Raw genomic sequence first — 18,818 nt, forward strand, 5'->3', positions numbered from 1 at the left:
GAACCGCTGATGACGGTTTTGAGATTTTCAGGTGGGGAGACTGGCGGATCACGCCAGCGCGGCCCATACATTCGTAAAACAAAGCCCACGGCACGCCGTGGGCTTTATTGGCAGTCAGTCAGGGCGCGCCTTACTGAGGTGAAGCTTCAGTTTTTGGTTTGCCGAAGTGCCACTCGTAAACCACAAATTTGAAGTCCTTCAGGTCGCCCTTGGCGTCGAAGCTCAGGTCGCCAGTCGGGGTTTTGAAGGTGCCGGCGTGAATGGCTTCAGCCACTTTGGCCGGGTCTTCGGATTTGGCTGCGGTGATACCGCCGGCAATCACTTCAACCGCCGAGTAGGAAGGGAACACGAACGGGCCGCTCGGATCTTCTTTCTTCGCCTTGAATGCATCAGCCAGGGCAACGTTCGCTGGATCCTGGTCGAAGGATTTCGGCAGGGTTACCAGCAGACCTTCGGAAGCGTCTTTGGCGATCTGCGAAATGGAGTCGTTACCCACGCCTTCCGGACCCATGAACTTGGCTTTCAGGCCTTTTTCAGCGGACTGACGCAGGATCAGACCCAGCTCCGGGTGGTAGCCGCCGTAGTAAACGAAGTCGACGTTGGCTTGCTTGAGTTTGGCGATGATCGAGGAGAAGTCCTTGTCGCCGGCGTTGACGCCTTCGAACACGGCAACTTTGGTGCCTTTCTTCTCGAGGGTGGCTTTAACGGCGGTGGCGATGCCTTCACCGTATTGTTGCTTGTCGTGCAGCACAGCAACGATTTTCGGTTTCACGTGATCGGCAATGTAGTTACCGGCGGCAGGGCCCTGGGCGCTGTCCAGACCGATGGTACGGAAGACCATTTTGTAACCACGGGCGGTGATGTCCGGGCTGGTGGCAGCCGGGGTGATCATGATCACGCCTTCGTCTTCGTAGATGTCCGAAGCCGGTTGAGTAGAGCTGGAGCACAGGTGACCGACCACGAACTTGACGCCGTCGTTGACGACCTTGTTCGCGACCGCTACCGCTTGTTTTGGATCGCAGGCATCGTCGTATTCAACGGCTTCGAGTTTCTTGCCGTCGACGCCGCCCTTGGCGTTGATTTGTTCGATGGCCATTTTTGCGCCACTGAACTGCATGTCGCCGTACTGGGCTACTGGACCGGTCTTGGGACCGGCGATACCGATTTTGATGGTGTCAGCTGCGAACGAATGGCTGGCAACCCCGGCCAGAACCATAGCGGCAAACAGTTTGGAAATCTGCTTAGTAGCCTTAGTCATAGTGCTCCACTCTTACTGTTGTAATTTTTTTGAGTTCTGGCGCCGTAGCAGCAGAACCGGGTCAGATATCTTTGCGATACCCTCCGGAAATGCCCCCGGCAACTGTACCGGTACAGTGTAGAGCGCCGGTTGTCAGCCTGGGAAGCGGGCGCCGAGGGGCAAAACTTGGGGGTGTCGCATTTTTGAATGAAAAAGACAGAATTGCGGCGGGACGTTCGTGGGCATATAGCCCAATCAGCAGCATTCCCTGGCGTTCCTGCTCTTTTCGTTCGGTGCAGCCATTTGCAACCGGGTTTTGCTGACGGACCACCGACGTTATTATTCGCGTCGATTTCTTTTCCGGACAGCACCCATGAATCAAGAACCTAGCACCCTCTATGCCAAGCTGCTTGGTGAAACCGCATCTATTACCTGGAAAGAGTTGGAGCCGTTCTTCGCCAAGGGTGCCCTATTGTGGGTCGACCCGCTGCTTGATTTGATCGCTGCCGCCGAGGCCGTGGCGTCGGATGAGGGCGAGAAAGTGGCTGCCTGGCTGGCCGAAGACAAGGTCGCCAAGCTGTCTGAAACGCGGGCGCTGGATCTTTTTGAACGTGATCCGCAACTCTGGGCAGTGGTGGTTTCGCCGTGGATTCTGATCCAGGAAAGGGCAGTCGCTTCTGACGCTGCACCTTGATGGTGCGACCGGTCGTCAGCGGAAAGTGTGTAGCGGAGTAGCGTGATGGCACGTTGCCGTAGAGAAACACCACAAGCGCGGGTGGCATCACGGTGACGTAAACGTAACGGGAACAGTTTAGTAAGCAGCCTAACGGCTGCTTAATTGTTTCTGGATATTGGAAAGGCTGAAATCTTCAGTGAATTTGAAGGCCTCTTCGCGAGCAGGCTCGCTCCCACAGGGGAATGCATTCCAATGTGGGAGCGAGCCTGCTCGCGAATGGGGCGACTCGGTTCTGGATCAGACCGAGAACGACTTGCCGGTATGGTTATTGAGGGAAATAACCTTGGTCTTGCCAATCCGGTGACGGTAAATCTCGCGCAAGTACTTGATCGACTTCTTCACGCAATCCCGCGACAGACGAATGTCGTTGATCGAGACAAACTTTTCTTTGTCATTGATCAGTTCGCGGTACTTTTTCTCGTACATCGGTTTGATCGCGTACCAGTTGGTATCGAGGATTTTTGCCGGGTTTTCGAATTCGTTGAGCAGGTCATCGATGCGGTCTTCGTCGAATTCTTCGTTGATGATGAAATCGAGGATCGAGTTGTCGAGGGTCTCGTCGAAACGATACGGGTTCTTCGCGAAGCAGCGCTTGATAAACGCCACGATCAGGGTCAGGAAGTCGTCCGACAGGCACGGGCTCTTGGCGATTAGCGTGGTCAGCGAGAGGTTGGCCGAGGCGCCGATTACCAGCGCGTAACGCTTGAGCGTGGTGTTGGGGAACAGGCTGTTGAGGTGGGTCTTCAACCGGTTCAGGTCCATGTACGACAGCTTGTAGTCTTTCGGCAGCGAGACGATCGAGACCACCGACGAGCAGTTCTTGAAGAAGTGCAGGTCGTGCAGCGCGGCAGCGTCGTAGCCGGAATTCTTGTACTGCTCAAGCGACGCGCGATAACGCTTGGACTCGATCGGCAGCAGGCTGATGCCTTCGATCGCCTGGGTGACTTTGTTGAAGTGCGGCAGGTCGATCGAGCGGAAGAACAGGTCGTCGATGTTCAGGCGCTGCGGTTCTTTGTCGAACACCTTGAACTTGTCGCTGCTTGGCGGCGGGGTTTCCGGCACCACCGATTCGGCGTAGGCGATCGCCACCGGGCCGGCCAGACTCATGAACAGGTCGTTGGCGTCGAGGCGAATGGTTTCGCCGATGTCGATGCCGGCGCGGCGGAAGTAGTTCTGGTCGTAGTCAGTGGTGACTGCCTGCGCGGTCAGAATGTTGAAGATCTGCTGCGAGATGTATTGGTTGGCGTGCTTCTCCATGGCATTGACATCAATGTTCTGGATGTTGCCGTCATCGCTCTCTTCGGCGTAACGCATGATGTCGTTGGAGATCAGCATCATCGCGTTCCATGGGCGAATACGCCCCATGACGCTGGCTTCGCTGCTGTCTTCGTTGGCGAAGTTGTAGGAGAAATCCCATTCTTCCGAGAGGTATTTGCACAGCAGGCGCCCGGCGTTGATGTGCAGCGCCTCGGACATTTCGCTGCGGTGATCGGAAATGTTCGGCAGTACGCAGATGCCGCTGGTGAAGATCGGTTCGAAGACGAACGAATGCCCGCTCTTGCCGTCATGCTCGTCCATCGGTTTGGTGTCGAACGTCTTATTCATGTACGAGTGCTGCTGGGCCAGGCCGAATTCCGAGGCCATGCCGGAACCGGTTCCGCCGCCGGCACTGAAGATCGAGAAATACAGGCGCGACTGGTTGGCCTTGATGCCGCAGCTGTCGATCAGGTACGAGTGGATCATTTTCCAGTCAGGGCTGGAGAAGCGCTGGGTGTCCTTGTTGAGGATGATCTTCGCCAGGTACTGGCCGAGGATCGGCGCGTTACCGGCGCCACCGGCGTGGACTTCGGACAAGTCCATGATCTTCATTTTGCTGTAGTCGCGCAGGAAGCCGCTTTTCTCGCCCTTGCGCGAAAAACGGATGCGCCCGGCGATGTCCTTGTCGAGGTCGCCGAGCATCACCAGCGGTTCGACCAGAAACACCGGTTTGGTCGATTTGTTCGGGCCGATCCGCAGGTTTTGCTTGATCCACTGCGCCGGGCTGTAGCCCTTGTCAGCCAGTCGGCGATCAGCCGCACGGTCTTCGTTGTTGAATTCGTTGAGGTAGAACTTGCGCGCGTTGTACACCAACTCCGCGACGTCGAGGGCGATGTTCGAGCCGCAGCGACCGAGGCCGATCAGGCACACCGAGGGAAATTCCTGATCGCTGTGCTGTTCGTTGTCGCCTTCCAGGTGTGGCGGGCGCGGGAACACCAGATCACGCAAACCGTCGAGGTTGTCGAGGATGCGGTCGGTATTGGTTTCGGTGAAGTACAGGTATTGCTGGGTCGACAGCGGGCGCGACGGGAGCAATGGCTTTGACGGTGACGGGCTGTTGGCGGCGGGGCTCAAAGTCAGATCGGACACCGCAGTGGCGGGATTGTTTTTAGAAGTCATTGTGCGCCATATACCTGGACTGGGTTGGCTCGCTGGCCAATGCCTGCGAACCTCACGGAATAAGATCTCGCGTCTTTGTGCGCGAATTGAGCCCGAGCGCCAGGGTTTTGGCCTGACTATCGCTGGGGGGAATCCTTTCCTGATCGTTGATGAATCGGCCATTATTCGGCGATCTTTAATGGAAAAGAGGCAAAATGATGTCAACGCTACCTTCGTTGGGGTTCGCCGGAATCGGGCTGATGGGCCTGCCCATGTGCCGGCGCCTGTTGGCGGCGGGTTATCCGCTGACCGTTTGGAATCGCAACCCGGACAAGTGCGCGCCACTGGTCGAAGCCGGCGCGCGACAGGTCGTGAGCCCCGCTGAACTGTGCGAACACGCCGACGTGGTGATGCTGTGTCTGGCCGACACGGCGGTGGTGCGCGAAGTGGTTTTTGGCGCTGAAGGTATCGCCGAAGGCGCGAAAAACGGCCAGTTGCTGGTGGACTTTTCCAGCCTTGAGCCGACGGCCACTCGCGAGATGGCGGCAGAGCTGGTGGAGAAAACCGGCATGAGCTGGCTGGACTCACCGGTGTCCGGCGGCGTGGTGGGTGCCGAGGCGGGCAGCCTGGCGATCATGGTTGGTGGCGCTGCGGCCGATCTTCAGCGCGTACGTCCGGTGCTGCTCAACCTCGGACAACGCGTCACGCACATGGGCGGCATCGGCGCGGGGCAGGTGACCAAGGCCTGCAATCAGATGATCGTCGCCTGCAACGCGCTGGTGATTGCCGAGGTGGTGGCGCTCGCCGAACAAGCGGGGGTCGATGCGAGCCTGATCGCCGAAGCGCTGGCCGGTGGTTTTGCCGACTCCAAACCGTTGCAGATCCTCGCCCCGCAAATGGCTGAAAGCCGTTTCGAACCGATCAAATGGCACGTGCGCACGCTGCTCAAGGATCTCGACACCGCCGTCAAATTCTCCCGCGAACAGGGCTCGGCGACGCCAATCAGCGGATTGGCCGCACAACTGATGCGCCTGCATGGGGCGCAAGGCTTTTTGGCGCAGGATCCAGCGACACTGGTGCAAATGTACCGCGCGCCAGAATCAGCGGATTGACCGCGTGTGAATGCTTGCGCTGATTGATTTCTTCCAGCACCGGACGCAGCTCGTCCAGCGGCACCGGGCGGCTGAGCAGGTAACCCTGAATGAAATCGCAGCCCGAGCGTTCAAGGAATTCGTACTGCTCCAGGCTTTCCACGCCCTCGGTCACCACCTGTAAATGCAGGGTGTGCGCCATGACGATGATCGCCTGGACGATCTCCATGTCGGCGGTCGCCGTGGGAATGTCGAGGATGAACGAGCGGTCGATCTTCAGGGTGTTGAGCGGCAGGCGCTTGAGGTAGGCCAGCGAGGAATAGCCGGTGCCGAAGTCGTCAATCGACAGTGAGACGCCAAGCGCGCGGATCTGGCGCAGCAGTACCAGGGTGTTGGCGATGTTGCCCATCAGCGCATTCTCGGTGACTTCCAGCTCCAGCCGTTCCGGCGCCACCCCGGCGCTGCGTAATGCGCTTTCGATTTCGTTGGCCAGTTCCTCCCGGGTGAGGTTGAGTGGTGAGCAGTTCCAGGCAATTTTCAGTTCTTCGCAGCCATGCCGCGACAATTCACCCAGATCCTTGCAGGCCCGGCGCAGCACCCAATTATCCAGCTCGGCAATCAGGCCGTTGTTTTCGGCGATGGAGATAAAGCGATCCGGGGTCAGTAAACCGTGCAGCGGATGCTGCCAGCGGATCAGCGCTTCGAGTTTGGTGACGCGGCCAGTCTTCAGTTCGAAGATCGGTTGGTAATACAGCGTCAGGCCGTTTTCTTCGCGCAAGGCGTGGCGCAATTCTTCTTCCAGTTGCAGCTCGAAGCTGGCGCGGGTCTTGAGGTTGGAACTGAAAAAATGCAGGCCGTTGCGCCCCGCGCCTTTGGATTGATACAGCGCCAGATCGGCGTGTTTGAGCAGTTCCTCGCAGGTGCTGCCATCTTCCGGAAACAGGCTGATGCCAATGCTGGTGGTCATCACCATGCGGCGTCCAGCCAGTTCGATTGGCTCTTTCATCTTGAGCATGATGCGCTGGGCCATATTGCGGGCTTCTTCGCGGTCACGCAGGTTGATGAGGATGCAGAACTCGTCGCCGCCGAAACGCGCGACCACGTCTTCATGGCTGCGCACCGAGCCTTTGATGTGATTGGCGATGACCTTGAGCAACTCGTCACCGGCGTCATGGCCGAGGCTGTCGTTGATCCGTTTGAAGTGGTCGATGTCGAGAAACATCACCGCGAGCATGCCGCCCTCGGTGGTCTTCTGGCTGAGCTTTTCGGCAAAGATCTGATTGAACCCGCGACGGTTGATCAGGTTGGTCAGGGCATCGTAGTTGGCCGCTTGTTGCAGCGACGCGCGCGCCTGATCGAGCTGGCTAAGCAGGGCGTTGACGCGACGCAGGTCCTCTTCCTTGTTCTGCAGTTTCTTGTCGGCCAGCGCCGCACTGATCGCACTGCCAAGGATCAGCAGGATGATCAGCGCCACGGTCAGGCCCAGTTGCAGATGCCCGTTATCGCCGCCGCTCGCTGTCAGGTCTCCCTCGGGAAGAACCAGATCCAGCGCAGCCATGCCGGTGAAATGCATGCTGATGATGCCGGCGCCGAGAATCAGCGCAGCGCTGTACTTGAGCAACTGATGCGCCACGCCCCTGCCTTCGCTCAGATAGCGGGCCACCCACAGCGCGGAGAAACTGGCGCCGATGGCGATCGCCACCGACAGCGCGAACAGTCCTGGATGATAGTAGGCGGTGGCGCTCGACTTCATGGCCGCCATGCCAACGTAATGCATGCCGGCGATGCCCAGGCCGATGAAAAACGCGGTTTTCAAGCAATGCAACGCACTCGGCTGCACTTCGCTCAGGGTTTGCATGGCCAGCCAAGAGGCGAGCAGGGCGATCAGCAACGAGAAAAGGGTGATGCCGAGGTCGTACTGAATGTCGATCGGTGTCTGAAAAGCCAGCATGCCGATGAAATGCATGGCCCAGATGCCGCCGGCCAGGCAGGTCGCGCCGATCCAGCGCCAAATTCGCCGCGACCCCGGATCTTCGGCATGTACCACGCGCTCAGCCATATCCAGGGTGGCGAAACTGGCTGCGCAGGCGACCAGATACGCCACCATCACCAGGAGAGGGTTGTGACTGCAATCGAGGAGAACCCGCCCGCTCGCCGGCAGCTCGGCAACAAACTGCAAACCAAGCCACTCCATAGCATGCCCCGTCTCTGAAGTCGTCCCGAGTGCGCGTTGAACGCAGTTGAATGTCAGGAGTATAGAGGCCGATTTCGGGGTGCAAGCGGTAGTGGCACATTGGCGCTAATGATTTTGGCATTAGCGTCATAGCGATTGGCGCTAACGTCAGGCGCTGCGTTCGAGGGGGAGTTCGTTCCAGTGTGGCGGCAGGGGAGGCAGGCCATACGCTGCGCGGGCCTTGTCGCAATCGGGGTTCTGCTCGCCGTTCTCCCAGGAGGCCTCGAACTCACGGCAAGTGCTGGAGCGTTTGTCATAAATGGTGCATTGCACGGTGCTGCCAACTTCACCGGCCAACGAGGTGCAGCGCGGTGGTTTGCGGTCAGTGCCGATCATGGCCACCCGGCTCGGCGTAATTTGTGTGACCAGTTCATCAGGCACCGTACCGCCGGAGGAGGAACACTCACCCCAAAAGAAAGACACGCGAAAATGGGAACAGCAGGCACCGCAATTCAGACACGGACTGACTTCGGACATGGGCGAGGGTATCAAAGGGATTGATCGGGAGATCCGGACGGATCCGGCGGCCATTCTAGGCTTTGCCACAGACTTGGGAAGGGGGGCGCGAAAGTATTTTTTTGTGCCAGGATTTTGCCGCAAAAGCCCCGGTTTTCGGGGGATTGCAGGCTTATCAAGGGCTTACGTTTCGTTACAGTGCCATGGCCCGATATCAGGCAGACGAATGATCACAGACAGGTCTGTCCGCGCTGACTAGATTGCAGGTTCCGGGCTCGGATGCGGTGGCAGTGAAGCCCTATAACAATAAAGAGACGGACCCATGCAGAACTCGACCCAAGCGGCGAATGCCTGGCGCATTCTGTTCCTGCTGTTCCTGGCCAACCTGTTCAACTTCTTCGACCGCACCATTCCGGCGATCATCATCGAACCGATTCGCATGGAATGGCACCTCAGTGATTTTCAACTGGGCATCGTCGGCACCGCATTCACCATTGTTTACGCGATTGCCGGCCTGCCGCTGGGGCGCATGGCTGACACCGGTTCGCGCAGCAAATTGATGGGCTGGGGGCTGGCGACGTGGAGTGCGCTGACGGCGGTCAACGGCCTGGTCGGCAGTTTCTGGAGCTTTCTGATCGTGCGCATGGGCATCGGCATCGGTGAAGCCAGTTATGCGCCGGCGGCCAACTCGTTGATTGGTGACCTGTTTCCGGCCCATCGTCGGGCGCGGGCGATGGGCATTTTCATGCTCGGTTTGCCATTAGGGCTGTTGCTGGCGTTCTTCACCATCGGCGCGATGGTCAAGGCGTTCGATAGCTGGCGTGCGCCGTTCTTTATTGCGGCGGTGCCGGGGCTGTTCCTGGCGATCTTCATGTTCTTCATCAAAGAGCCGAAGCGTGGTGCGGCGGAGACCGTGCAGGTCTCGCAGGAGAAAGTCGACAAGCCGATCCGGCGGATTCTCGCGGTGCCGACTTTTCTGTGGCTGGTGATGGCCGGGTTGTGCTTCAACTTCGCGACGTATGCCTGTAACTCGTTTCTGGTGCCGATGCTGCAGCGCTATTTCCTCATGCCGTTGCAGGAAGCGGCGGTCGCGACCGGGGTGATTGTCGGCGTGACCGGACTGGTCGGGTTGACCCTGGGCGGCTGGATTGCCGACAAGATTCACCAGCGCGTGGCCAATGGCCGGCTGTTGTTTGCAGCGTTCAGCCTGATTATCTCGACCCTGTGCACGGCGTGGGCGTTGCACGCCGGGCGGATCGAGATTGGCGTGTTTGTCGCAGTGTTCAGTGTGGGTTGGCTGTTTGCCTACAACTTCTACACCTGCGTTTATACGGCGATTCAGGACGTGGTCGAACCACGCCTGCGGGCGACGGCGATGGCGTTGTTCTTTGCCGGGTTGTATTTGCTCGGCGGCGGTCTGGGGCCGGTGGTGGTCGGTGGTCTGTCGGATCATTTTGCGCATACCGCGATGCTGTCGGCGGGGGCGGAGCAGATGACCGAGGCGTTCAAGGCAGTCGGGCTGCATGATGCGATGTACCTGATTCCGGTGGCGCTGTTTTTGACCATGGTGTTTCTGTTTCTGGCGGCGCGGTGTTTTGTGCGGGATGCGCAGCGGATGAAGGAGGGGTTGGTTGCTGTGGTTGAGCCAGAGGTTGCGGCGGCGACGGCATGATTGCCTTCGCGAGCAGGCTCGCTCCCACATTGGATCTGCGTTGTGAACTCGGTCCCTGTGGGAGCGAGCCTGCTCGCGAAAGGGCCATTAGCATCACCGGATAAATAGCAGGCAAAAAAAGGCCCGCATCGCTGCGGGCCTTTCGTTTTTAGCGGTGGAGCAGGGCGGTTTAGCCCGCCACCAACACCCGAATCGCTTCCAGGCGCAACGCCGCTTTGTCCAGCATCGCCAGACCCTGCTCACGTTGCGTGCGCAGCGCATCCAGTTCGCTGTCACGCACGGTCGGGTTGACCGCTTGCAACGCGGTCAGGCGCGCCAGTTCTTCGTCGGTGTCGGCCGCCAGACGGCGACGGGCCTCGGCCACGCGCTCGGCGTGACGCGGGGCGATCTTGTCTTCACCGGCGTTGATCCGTGGCGTCAGCTGATCGCGCTGGGCCTGGATGAACTTGTTGGCGCTGGCACGCGGCACGCTTTCCAGCTGATCGTTCAGCGTTTCAAAGGAAACCCGTGGCGACAGGTCGTTGCCGTTGGCGTCGAGCAGGCAGCGCAGGGCGGCCGGCGGCAGGTAGCGGCCCAGTTGCAGCGAGCGCGGTGCGACCACTTCGCTGACGTAGAGCAGTTCCAGCAGCACGGTGCCCGGCTTCAACGCCTTGTTCTTGATCAGCGCGACGGCGGTGTTGCCCATCGAGCCAGACAGCACCAGATCCATGCCGCCCTGCACCATCGGGTGTTCCCAGGTGATGAACTGCATGTCTTCGCGCGACAGCGCCTGGTTGCGGTCGTAGGTGATGGTCACGCCTTCGTCGTCGCCCAGCGGGAAACTGGCGTCGAGCATTTTTTCGCTCGGCTTGAGGATCAGGGCATTTTCCGAATGGTCTTCGCTGTCGATGCCGAACGCGTCGAACAGGGTTTCCATGTAGATCGGCAGCGCGAACTGGTCGTCTTGCTCAAGGATGTCCTCGACCAACTGATCGCCTTCGCCCGAACCACCGGAGTTCAGCTCCAGCAGACGATCGCGGCCAGTGTGCAGTTCGGCTTCCAGACGCTCGCGCTCGGTGCGCGCTTCGTCGATCAGCGCTTGCCACTCGCTGTCGTCGGCTTCTTCGAGCAGCGGCAGCAGGCGCGGGCCGAACTGGTGCTGCAAGGCGTTGCCGGTCGGGCAGGTGTTGAGGAACGCGTTCAGCGCTTCGTGGTACCACTGGAACAGACGCTCTTGCGGGCTGGTTTCCAGGTACGGCACGTGCAGTTCGATAATGTGTTTCTGGCCGATCCGGTCGAGACGACCGATGCGCTGCTCAAGCAGGTCCGGGTGCGACGGCAGATCGAACAGCACCAGATGGTGAGCGAACTGGAAGTTGCGACCTTCACTGCCGATTTCCGAGCAGATCAGCACTTGCGCGCCGAACTCTTCATCGGCGAAGTAGGCGGCAGCGCGGTCACGCTCAAGGATGTTCATGCCTTCATGGAACACCGTGGCCGGGATGCCGGAGCGCACGCGCAGGGCGTCTTCCAGGTCCATCGCGGTCTCGGCGTGGGCGCAGATCACCAGTACTTTGGTGCGCTTGAGCATTTTCAGCTGATCGATCAGCCACTCGACGCGTGGGTCGAATTTCCACCAGCGCTCTTCTTCGCTGGCGTCCGGCTGCGCCTGGAAGCTGACTTCCGGGTACAGCTCGGCGTGTTCGCCCAGCGGCAGTTCGAGGTATTCGTCCGGGCATGGCAGCGGGTACGGGTGCAGTTTGCGCTCCGGGAAACCCTGCACCGCTGCGCGGGTGTTACGGAACAGCACGCGGCCGGTGCCGTGGCGATCGAGCAGTTCACGCACCAGGCGCGCGCTGGCTTCGGTGTCGCCATCGTTGACCGCGGTCAGCAGGGCTTCGCCTTCGTTGCCGAGGAAACCGTGAATGGTCTTGTGCGCTTCGGCCGAGAGACGGCCCTTGTCGAGCAGTTCCTGCACGGCTTCAGCCACCGGGCGATAGTTATCGCTCTCGGCGCGGAACGCGGCCAGGTCATGGAAACGGTTCGGATCGAGCAGGCGCAGACGGGCGAAGTGGCTGTCCTGACCGAGTTGCTCCGGGGTGGCGGTGAGCAGCAGCACGCCCGGGATGACTTCGGCGAGTTGCTCGACCAGCGAGTATTCCGGGCTGGCTTTTTCTTCGTGCCAGACCAGGTGGTGCGCTTCGTCGACCACCAGCAAATCCCAACCGGCGGCGAACAGTGCGTCCTGGGCCTTCTCGTCGTCGACCAGCCACTCCAGCGCAACCAGCGCCAGTTGGGTGTCTTCGAACGGGTTGGTGGCATCGCTTTCGATGAAGCGTTCTTCGTCGAACAGCGCAACTTGCAGGTTGAAGCGGCGGCGCATTTCGACCAGCCACTGGTGCTGGAGGTTTTCCGGGACGAGGATCAACACGCGGTTGGCGCGGCCCGAGAGCAGTTGGCGATGGATCACCAGACCGGCTTCGATGGTTTTACCCAGACCTACTTCGTCCGCCAGCAGAACGCGCGGCGCGATACGGTCGGCGACTTCGCGAGCGATGTGCAATTGGTGCGCGATCGGCTGAGCGCGAACGCCACCCAGGCCCCAGAGCGACGATTGCAACTGGCGGCTGGTGTGTTCGAGGGTGTTGTAACGCAGCGAGAACCACGCCAACGGGTCGATCTGCCCGGCGAACAGACGGTCGCTGGCCAGACGGAACTGGATGAAGTTCGACAGCTGGGTTTCCGGCAGCGTGACGGCTTCGTTCTGCCCGTTGAGACCGTGATAGACCATCAGCCCGTCGACATCATCGACTTGCTGCACGGTCATCTTCCAGCCTTCGAAGTGGGTAATGCTGTCACCCGGCGAAAACCGCACGCGGGTCAGGGGCGCATTCCGTAGCGCGTACTGGCGGGTTTCGCCAGTGGCCGGGTAAAGCACGGTCAACAAGCGGCCGTCCTGTGCCAGAACGGTGCCTAAACCAAGCTCTGCTTCGCTGTCACTGATCCAGCGTTGCCCCGGTTGATACTGCTGCGCCATGCTGCCTGACTCCCACCTTGAAAAAGCGGGCTATCTTAACGGAATGCAGGCTTCAGGGCCAAAGGATTAGGAGCAGCGGCGAGCTTTTAGCCGCGAGCTGCAAGCTGAAACGAAAAGCGTCATGCGTCTGTTTTCTTCCTGTGCAGGGCACCTGTGAGTGCTAACCAGGTCACAGATTTACGACGGATGGCTCAAGGCGCCTTTGCCGCAGCCGATAGCCTGCCGACAGGAGACCCTTTATATGTTGCCACCGATGCTCCCCCTGAGCGCTGTGCCGATCACTTCCCAGCAGGATCCGATCCGCCAGCGGCCGGACATTCCTCCGGTGGTGCCGGTGCAGGAAAGCTCCAACGAAAGCACGATCGATCTGCAAAAACGTGATCCGGAAGAGGATCGCCTGCTGGCGCGCGAAGAACAGCGTCGCCAACAGGAGCGTGACCGGCGCCGTCGCGAAGCCGACGAAGACCCGGAAGAACACCTCGCCGTGCCTGGCACCGAACTGAATGCCGACAATACCGTGCCGGTGGTGCCGCTGATGGAAGATCAGCCGCGTCAGGGCTTGTGGGTCGATATCGAGATCTGAGGCGTTGTACCGCGCGGGGCTTGCCGGCTGGTCAGCGCGCGGCTGAGGCTGCATTATTGGCGCAGTCCTGCCGGTGATGTGGCAGTTGTGATTCTTTCAAGTGATGTACTGACGCCATGAGCCAAGACGACAAACTGATTGACCTCAGCACTGAACGCGCCAAGCGCGTGCATGATCTCAACGAGAAGCGCCTGAATGAAGTGCGCCAGGCGTTCGAACAGGCGATGCCGTTGGGAAAAACCAAGAAAAAGTCGAAAAACAAGCCGAAAAAGCGTTGATCTCTGCCTGCATCCGTTGATGCAGGTCATTTAATTTCCCTCCTTTACTCCCCTTTGTTGCTGGTATTGATCCCGGTCAATTTGTGCGCCTGTGTGTTTGGTAACTTAGGTTCCATCGCAGCAGAGCAGAGGCCCGGGAGGCCAGTCATGTTTTTCGATAACGTGGTGTTTGCCGGGGTCCTGACTGTAGGGCTGATGGTTCTGTTTTTTGCAGGGTTTGGATTTTTTATCTGGAAGGATGCGAATAAGCGCAAGAAGTGATTCTTCTGGATTGATGAGCACGCAAGGCATTTTGGGGCGACTTCGGTTGCCCCTTTTTTTTGCCTTGGCGGCCTTTGGGCCGACCATGCTGTGGGTGTTTTTTGTGAATATCCGTTGCTGCGGTAACGGCGGCTTAGGGTTCCGCCCTTACGGCGGGTCACTTTTTCCAGACGCCGAAAAAGTAACCAAAAAGGCTTGCTCCTACGTGCGGCCCGCTCGCTGAGGCTCGGGGTTCCTTCGCTCCGGGATCGATCCGGGCGCAGCGGCTCCGGTTTGCTTCGCTGCACCTCCTTCCGCTGTGTACGACTGCGTCGTACGGTCGCTGCGCTCCCACCCCCGGATCAATCCCTCCACTCAGCCTTCCGACGTCGCTTTACAGATCAAAAGCCGCAGCCGAGCTAACGCTCATCCTGTTGAGTGGTGAGGAGCGGGGCGTGGTCGGCTTTGGATTTGTGGTGGGTTTGCCTCTTACCCCAGCCCTCTTCCGTGGGAGAGTGGGCCGATTAGTGGGCTTTTCAAGAACTGAGTTCAATGCGGTATTGCACGTCGGCGTATCTCCCCCAAACACCTTGATCAGTCCCCTCTCTCTCCGAGAGGGTGAGGGCCCGATTTGTTTGCTTTTTAGGGCCTGAGTTCAACTCGGTATCGCACGTCGGCGTATTTCTCGAAAACACCTCGGTCAGTCCCCTCTCCCTCTGGGAGAGGGCTAGGGTGAGGGACTTTTGATCTGGCTTTTGATCTTGCTTTGGTTTTTGATCTTTTGCCCCATCGGCAGGCCGAGCGAAGGTGTTCATCCGGGGGTAGGCGCGTAGCGCCGTGCGGCGTAGCCGCATACATCGAGAGGAGGTGCAGCGAAGCAAACCGTAGGCGATGCCCCCGGATGGACACCGTAGCGAGGGAACACTGAGCCTCAGCGAAGTGCCGTACGCCGGGGCAAGCCTTTTTGGTTACTTTTTCGGCGTCTGGAAAAAGTGACCCGCCGTAAGGGCGGAACCCTGATCAGCAACACCCGCAGCAACGGATATGCCCCCAATCCCAAAAAACCAAAAACAAAAAAGGCGCGATCCTCTCGAATCGCGCCTTTCTCATGTGCCGCTAACTATCAACTAGCCAGCGCCTTCGACGCCAGCCAGAACAACCCAGCCGACAGCGCCACCGTCGCCGGCAGGGTCAACACCCACGCCAACAGAATGGTGCGAACCGTGCCACCCTGCAGGCCGCTCTTGTTGGCGACCATGGTGCCAGCCACGCCCGAAGACAGAACGTGAGTGGTCGACACCGGCAGGCTGAAGATATTGGCCATGCCGATCAAACTGGCAGTAGTGATCTGCGCCGACATGCCCTGGGAATAGGTCATGCCTTGCTTGCCGATCTTCTCGCCGATGGTCAGCACTACGCGTTTCCAGCCGACCATGGTGCCGAGGCCAAGGGCCAGGGCGACCGCCAGAATCACCCAGAACGGGGCGTATTCGGTGGTGGTGGTCAGGTCTTTGCGCAGCTTGTCGAGGTCAGCCTTTTCACGGGCTTCCAGGCCAGGCAGCTTGCCAACCTTCTTCGCGGTGTCGTCCAGGCAGAGCAGGTAGCGACGCACTTCGATACGGCTGTCGGACGACAGCGAATGGTAGTCCGCTACGCCTTTAAGCGTGTGCAGCAGGGCGCTGATGGTCGGTTCGGTCTGCTGCGGGTTGCAGCGGAATTTCTCCGGCAGGTCGCCTTCCACGCTTTTGCCCAGGGCCAGGAATTCACCCAGCGAATCGGCGTTGCGCTGGTAGAACTGGCTCAGGTGCAGGGTCGCATCGCGAGTGCGTTCGATCTGGTACGTGGTGCTGTTCAGGTCGAGGACGAACTGCGCGGGGACGATACCGATCAACACCAGCATGATCAGGCCGATGCCTTTCTGGCCATCGTTGGAACCGTGCACGAAGCTCACGGCCATGGCCGAGATCACCAGGACCAGACGGTTCCAGAACGGTGGATGCTTCTTGTCGTCGATCTTGCGGCGCTGTTCCGGTGTCTTGTGCATCTTCGACAGCGGACGCCACCACTTCAGGCCGATCAGGATCAGCGCGGCAATCAGGAAGCCGGCCATTGGCGAGAACACCAGCGAGGCGCCGATGTCGATCGCTTTCTGCCAGTTCACGCCGTCGGCCAACGGAATGTCGTTGATCAGGGCGTTGGCCAGGCCGACACCGAGGATCGAGCCGATCAGGGTGTGCGAGCTGGAAGCCGGGATACCGAAGTACCAGGTGCCCAGGTTCCAGGCGATTGCCGCGGCGAGCAACGAGAACACCATCGCCAGGCCATGGCCGGTGTTCACATTGATCAGCAGTTCAACCGGCAGCAGATGGACGATGGCATACGCCACGCCAACGCCGCCCAGCAGCACGCCGAGGAAATTGAACACACCGGAAAAGAACACCGCCAGGTGGGGCGGCATGGCTTTGGTGTAGATAACAGTGGCTACCGCGTTAGCGGTGTCATGAAATCCATTGATGAACTCGAAGGCGAGGACAAACGTCAGGGCGAGCAAGAGGCTCACAAGCACCCAAGCATCCAGTCCGCTGAATAAATCGATCATGAAGGTTTTCTGACCCGGTCGTAAGGGGGCGCGATTATGCCAGAAAAGACTGGAAATCGATCCCCTACCTGCTCATCGGTTACACACTTCTTCGAATTAATTTGTTGCAGCGCATGAAAACCCAGCGTTGTGCGTGGTTTTTCAAGTCCTTGATTTAATTGGAAAATAGCTTGTTTTGCAGGCGATTTGATCGACGTGGAGAGGTCTCAAACGCTTGTCTGAAATATCTGTGAAACCTGTAGGACGCCCGTCCTCAGTCAGCCAGACCGGTGATGGCCGCTGCCCGCGGGTAGCGGGCGCGCAAGGCATCGTCGTTCCACCGCGCTTGTAACCGGTGTGGACGCAAACCTTCAGAAAGTCCAGAAAACGTCGCTCAAGGCTCTTCGGCTTTGAGTTCCTTTTCGATCTTTTCGATTTCTTGCTTGAAGACCTGATCCTGAACGGTAGGGCGTTTACGCCATGCTTTGCGTTCCGGTTCGGGCTGAGCGGCATAGGTGGTGACTTCCCCGCCGTAAACTTCCTTGTAACGTTGTTCCTGGCGCTCAAGTTCCGCGCGCAGTTCGTCTTTCGTCACAGTGCTACCTGTATGAGTTGAGTTAAGTGTCTGGTGAAACGCACTGCAACGAATCGATTGAACCGAGCCACCGCGAGTTCAACGCCCGGACAGGCATTGGTGTAAACGGTGGGGCGATCAAGACTTCCGTGTTACAGGCGGCTACGGCACCAGATAAAAACTGACGCAGCATCAGTTTCCTGTTTCAGCGAGCGCAGGCGTTGCATGAGTGATGCGCGTCGGGCGCTGGCCGGGCTGTTGGCGATGGACATCGCCGCAGCGGGTTGTGGCCTCGGCGATTAAAAACGAGGTGCCACTGAGGTGCATTATAGCGGTCGATTCAGGAATGACTATCTTTGCCAAGTTAAAAACGGTTCCGGATGTGTGATTGTTTTGTGACTCGCAACTTTTGTTACTAGTTGAAGTGCGTGTTGGCCATTATTGGCCGGGTGATCTGTTTTTGGCGCCATTTAGTCGGACAACTAATGATGATTCAGATAACGGTCGAAGTTGAGCGAGCCCCGCAAAAGGTTTGAGGCAACCGGCACAGCTGATTGCGATTATCGGTCGACGGTTCGATAATCGCCCAATCTTGCAGCCCGACGCTTGTGCATTTTTCGGCAAGCCGCTTGTATAGCCCATTGATCCGAGCCGGATAAAAGGACAATAAATGAACGATCAAATGCGCAACTCCTTCACCTCCGTGGCGCCGCCGATCGTTGCCTCGCCGGCCAAACGCATCCAGGCGCTGACCGGTGATCCGGACTTCATGACTTCACTGGCCCGGGGACTGGCGGTGGTGCAGGCATTTCAGGAGCGCAAGCGCCATCTGACCATCGCCCAGATCAGCCACCGCACGGAAATTCCCCGCGCCGCGGTGCGTCGGTGCCTGCATACGCTGATCAAACTCGGCTACGCCACCACGGACGGTCGCACTTATTCCTTGCTGCCCAAAGTGCTGACCCTTGGCCACGCCTATCTGTCGTCGACGCCGTTGGCGGTGTCCGCCCAGCCGTATCTCGACCGCATGAGCGAGCAACTGCACGAAGCCTGCAACATGGCCACGCTTGAGGGTGACGACATTCTCTACATCGCACGCTCGGCGACCACCCAGCGACTGATCTCGGTTGACCTGTCAGTGGGTGGTCGCTTGCCAGCGTATTGCACGTCGATGGGGCGGATTTTGCTGGCGGCACTGGACGACACGTCGCTGCGGGAATACCTCGATCACGCCGAACTGGTCGCCAAGACCAGCCGCACGATCCACACCCCCGACGCTTTGCTCGAATGCCTGCAGGAAGTGCGGCAACAGGGCTGGTGCATCGTCGATCAGGAACTGGAACAAGGCCTGCGGTCGATTGCCGTGCCGGTCTACGATGCCTCCGGCCAAGTCGTCGCGGCGCTCAACGTCAGCACCCACGCCGGTCGCGTCAGCCGTACCGAACTGGAACAGCGCTTCCTGCCGGGCCTGCTCAGCGCCAGTCGCGACCTCAGTGCGCAGTTGTTTGCCTGATGAAGTGTTCGATAAACGCACAGTGTTGCGTTTATCGAATTGACGCTAAAACCCTCGGATCATTAATGTCGCGGCAGCGTCATCCGGCGCTGATGTGAATGAGCCCGCCGGACTGTCGACTCCGATAATAATGACAAGAGGCAACTCACCATGCGCATGCTCCCCGACTGTCTCCGCCTCCTCCGCTGTTGCCGGA

General features: G+C 59.2%; 14 protein-coding genes. 7 read left to right on the plus strand and 7 right to left on the minus strand.

The genetic code is table 11. The features are described 5' to 3' along the window. Positions 1 to 130: 130 nt before the first annotated feature. Positions 131 to 1,258 (minus strand): branched-chain amino acid ABC transporter substrate-binding protein, encoded by a 1,128-nt coding sequence (locus BK670_RS20125; protein ID WP_123452283.1) that lies wholly within the window; start codon positions 1,256 to 1,258, stop codon positions 131 to 133. Positions 1,259 to 1,610: 352 nt separating this feature from the next. Between BK670_RS20125 and BK670_RS20130 the strand changes: the two genes are divergently transcribed. After that, positions 1,611 to 1,931: a DUF2288 domain-containing protein gene (locus BK670_RS20130; RefSeq protein ID WP_123452286.1), complete on the plus strand. Its 321-nt coding sequence runs from the start codon at positions 1,611 to 1,613 to the stop codon at positions 1,929 to 1,931. Positions 1,932 to 2,210: 279 nt separating this feature from the next. Here BK670_RS20130 and BK670_RS20135 read toward each other — a convergent pair whose 3' ends face one another. Next, positions 2,211 to 4,409 (minus strand): hypothetical protein, encoded by a 2,199-nt coding sequence (locus tag BK670_RS20135; protein WP_123452287.1) that lies wholly within the window; start codon positions 4,407 to 4,409, stop codon positions 2,211 to 2,213. A gap of 194 nt (positions 4,410 to 4,603) precedes the next feature. Between BK670_RS20135 and BK670_RS20140 the strand changes: the two genes are divergently transcribed. Then, entirely contained in the window at positions 4,604 to 5,500 is an 897-nt protein-coding gene (locus BK670_RS20140; protein WP_185036799.1) for an NAD(P)-dependent oxidoreductase, read from the plus strand. On the opposite strand, the gene BK670_RS20145 is transcribed toward BK670_RS20140, so the two are convergent. Together BK670_RS20145 and BK670_RS20150 are read right to left on the minus strand one after the other, a co-directional pair. Continuing rightward, positions 5,391 to 7,673 (minus strand): putative bifunctional diguanylate cyclase/phosphodiesterase, encoded by a 2,283-nt coding sequence (locus BK670_RS20145; protein ID WP_123452288.1) that lies wholly within the window; start codon positions 7,671 to 7,673, stop codon positions 5,391 to 5,393. The two genes, BK670_RS20140 and BK670_RS20145, sit on opposite strands and share 110 nt — an antisense overlap. Before the next feature lie 147 nt (positions 7,674 to 7,820). Beyond that, positions 7,821 to 8,189, minus strand: coding sequence for a YkgJ family cysteine cluster protein (locus BK670_RS20150; RefSeq protein ID WP_123452289.1), 369 nt, complete (start codon positions 8,187 to 8,189; stop codon positions 7,821 to 7,823). Positions 8,190 to 8,490: 301 nt separating this feature from the next. Here BK670_RS20150 and BK670_RS20155 point away from each other — a divergent pair, with 301 nt between their 5' ends. After that, positions 8,491 to 9,840, plus strand: coding sequence for a spinster family MFS transporter (locus BK670_RS20155; protein ID WP_123452290.1), 1,350 nt, complete (start codon positions 8,491 to 8,493; stop codon positions 9,838 to 9,840). Positions 9,841 to 10,009: 169 nt separating this feature from the next. Here the strand turns inward: BK670_RS20155 and rapA are convergent, their stop codons facing one another. Continuing rightward, positions 10,010 to 12,856 (minus strand): RNA polymerase-associated protein RapA, encoded by a 2,847-nt coding sequence (gene rapA, locus BK670_RS20160; protein WP_123452291.1) that lies wholly within the window; start codon positions 12,854 to 12,856, stop codon positions 10,010 to 10,012. Between the two features lie 241 nt (positions 12,857 to 13,097). On the opposite strand from rapA, the gene BK670_RS20165 reads away from it, so the two are divergent. From BK670_RS20165 to ccoM, 3 genes are all read left to right on the plus strand, one after another. Next, the gene (locus BK670_RS20165; protein WP_003222394.1) at positions 13,098 to 13,439 is read left to right on the plus strand and encodes a hypothetical protein; all 342 of its coding nucleotides are present in this window, start codon (positions 13,098 to 13,100) and stop codon (positions 13,437 to 13,439) included. 116 nt (positions 13,440 to 13,555) lie between these two features. Then, complete coding sequence (locus BK670_RS29660; protein WP_185036800.1) at positions 13,556 to 13,717, plus strand: hypothetical protein; 162 nt, start codon at positions 13,556 to 13,558, stop codon at positions 13,715 to 13,717. A 147-nt stretch (positions 13,718 to 13,864) separates the two neighbouring features. Next, positions 13,865 to 13,978 carry a cytochrome c oxidase subunit CcoM gene (gene ccoM / locus BK670_RS30085; protein WP_003222396.1) on the plus strand — a complete coding sequence of 38 codons (114 nt, stop codon included), beginning with the start codon at positions 13,865 to 13,867 and terminating at the stop codon, positions 13,976 to 13,978. A gap of 1,102 nt (positions 13,979 to 15,080) precedes the next feature. Here ccoM and BK670_RS20170 read toward each other — a convergent pair. Beyond that, positions 15,081 to 16,556: an inorganic phosphate transporter gene (locus tag BK670_RS20170; RefSeq protein WP_123452292.1), complete on the minus strand. Its 1,476-nt coding sequence runs from the start codon at positions 16,554 to 16,556 to the stop codon at positions 15,081 to 15,083. Positions 16,557 to 16,929: 373 nt separating this feature from the next. Next, entirely contained in the window at positions 16,930 to 17,130 is a 201-nt protein-coding gene (locus tag BK670_RS20175; protein ID WP_008080067.1) for a hypothetical protein, read from the minus strand. 649 nt (positions 17,131 to 17,779) lie between these two features. Between BK670_RS20175 and pcaR the strand changes: the two genes are divergently transcribed. Next, positions 17,780 to 18,622 (plus strand): pca regulon transcriptional regulator PcaR, encoded by an 843-nt coding sequence (pcaR, locus tag BK670_RS20180; protein WP_007917109.1) that lies wholly within the window; start codon positions 17,780 to 17,782, stop codon positions 18,620 to 18,622. The last annotated feature ends 196 nt before the right edge of the window (positions 18,623 to 18,818 follow it).

The sequence above is a fragment of the Pseudomonas fluorescens genome, assembly GCF_003732425.1.
Taxonomy (GTDB): Bacteria; Pseudomonadota; Gammaproteobacteria; order Pseudomonadales; family Pseudomonadaceae; genus Aquipseudomonas; species Aquipseudomonas fluorescens_BE.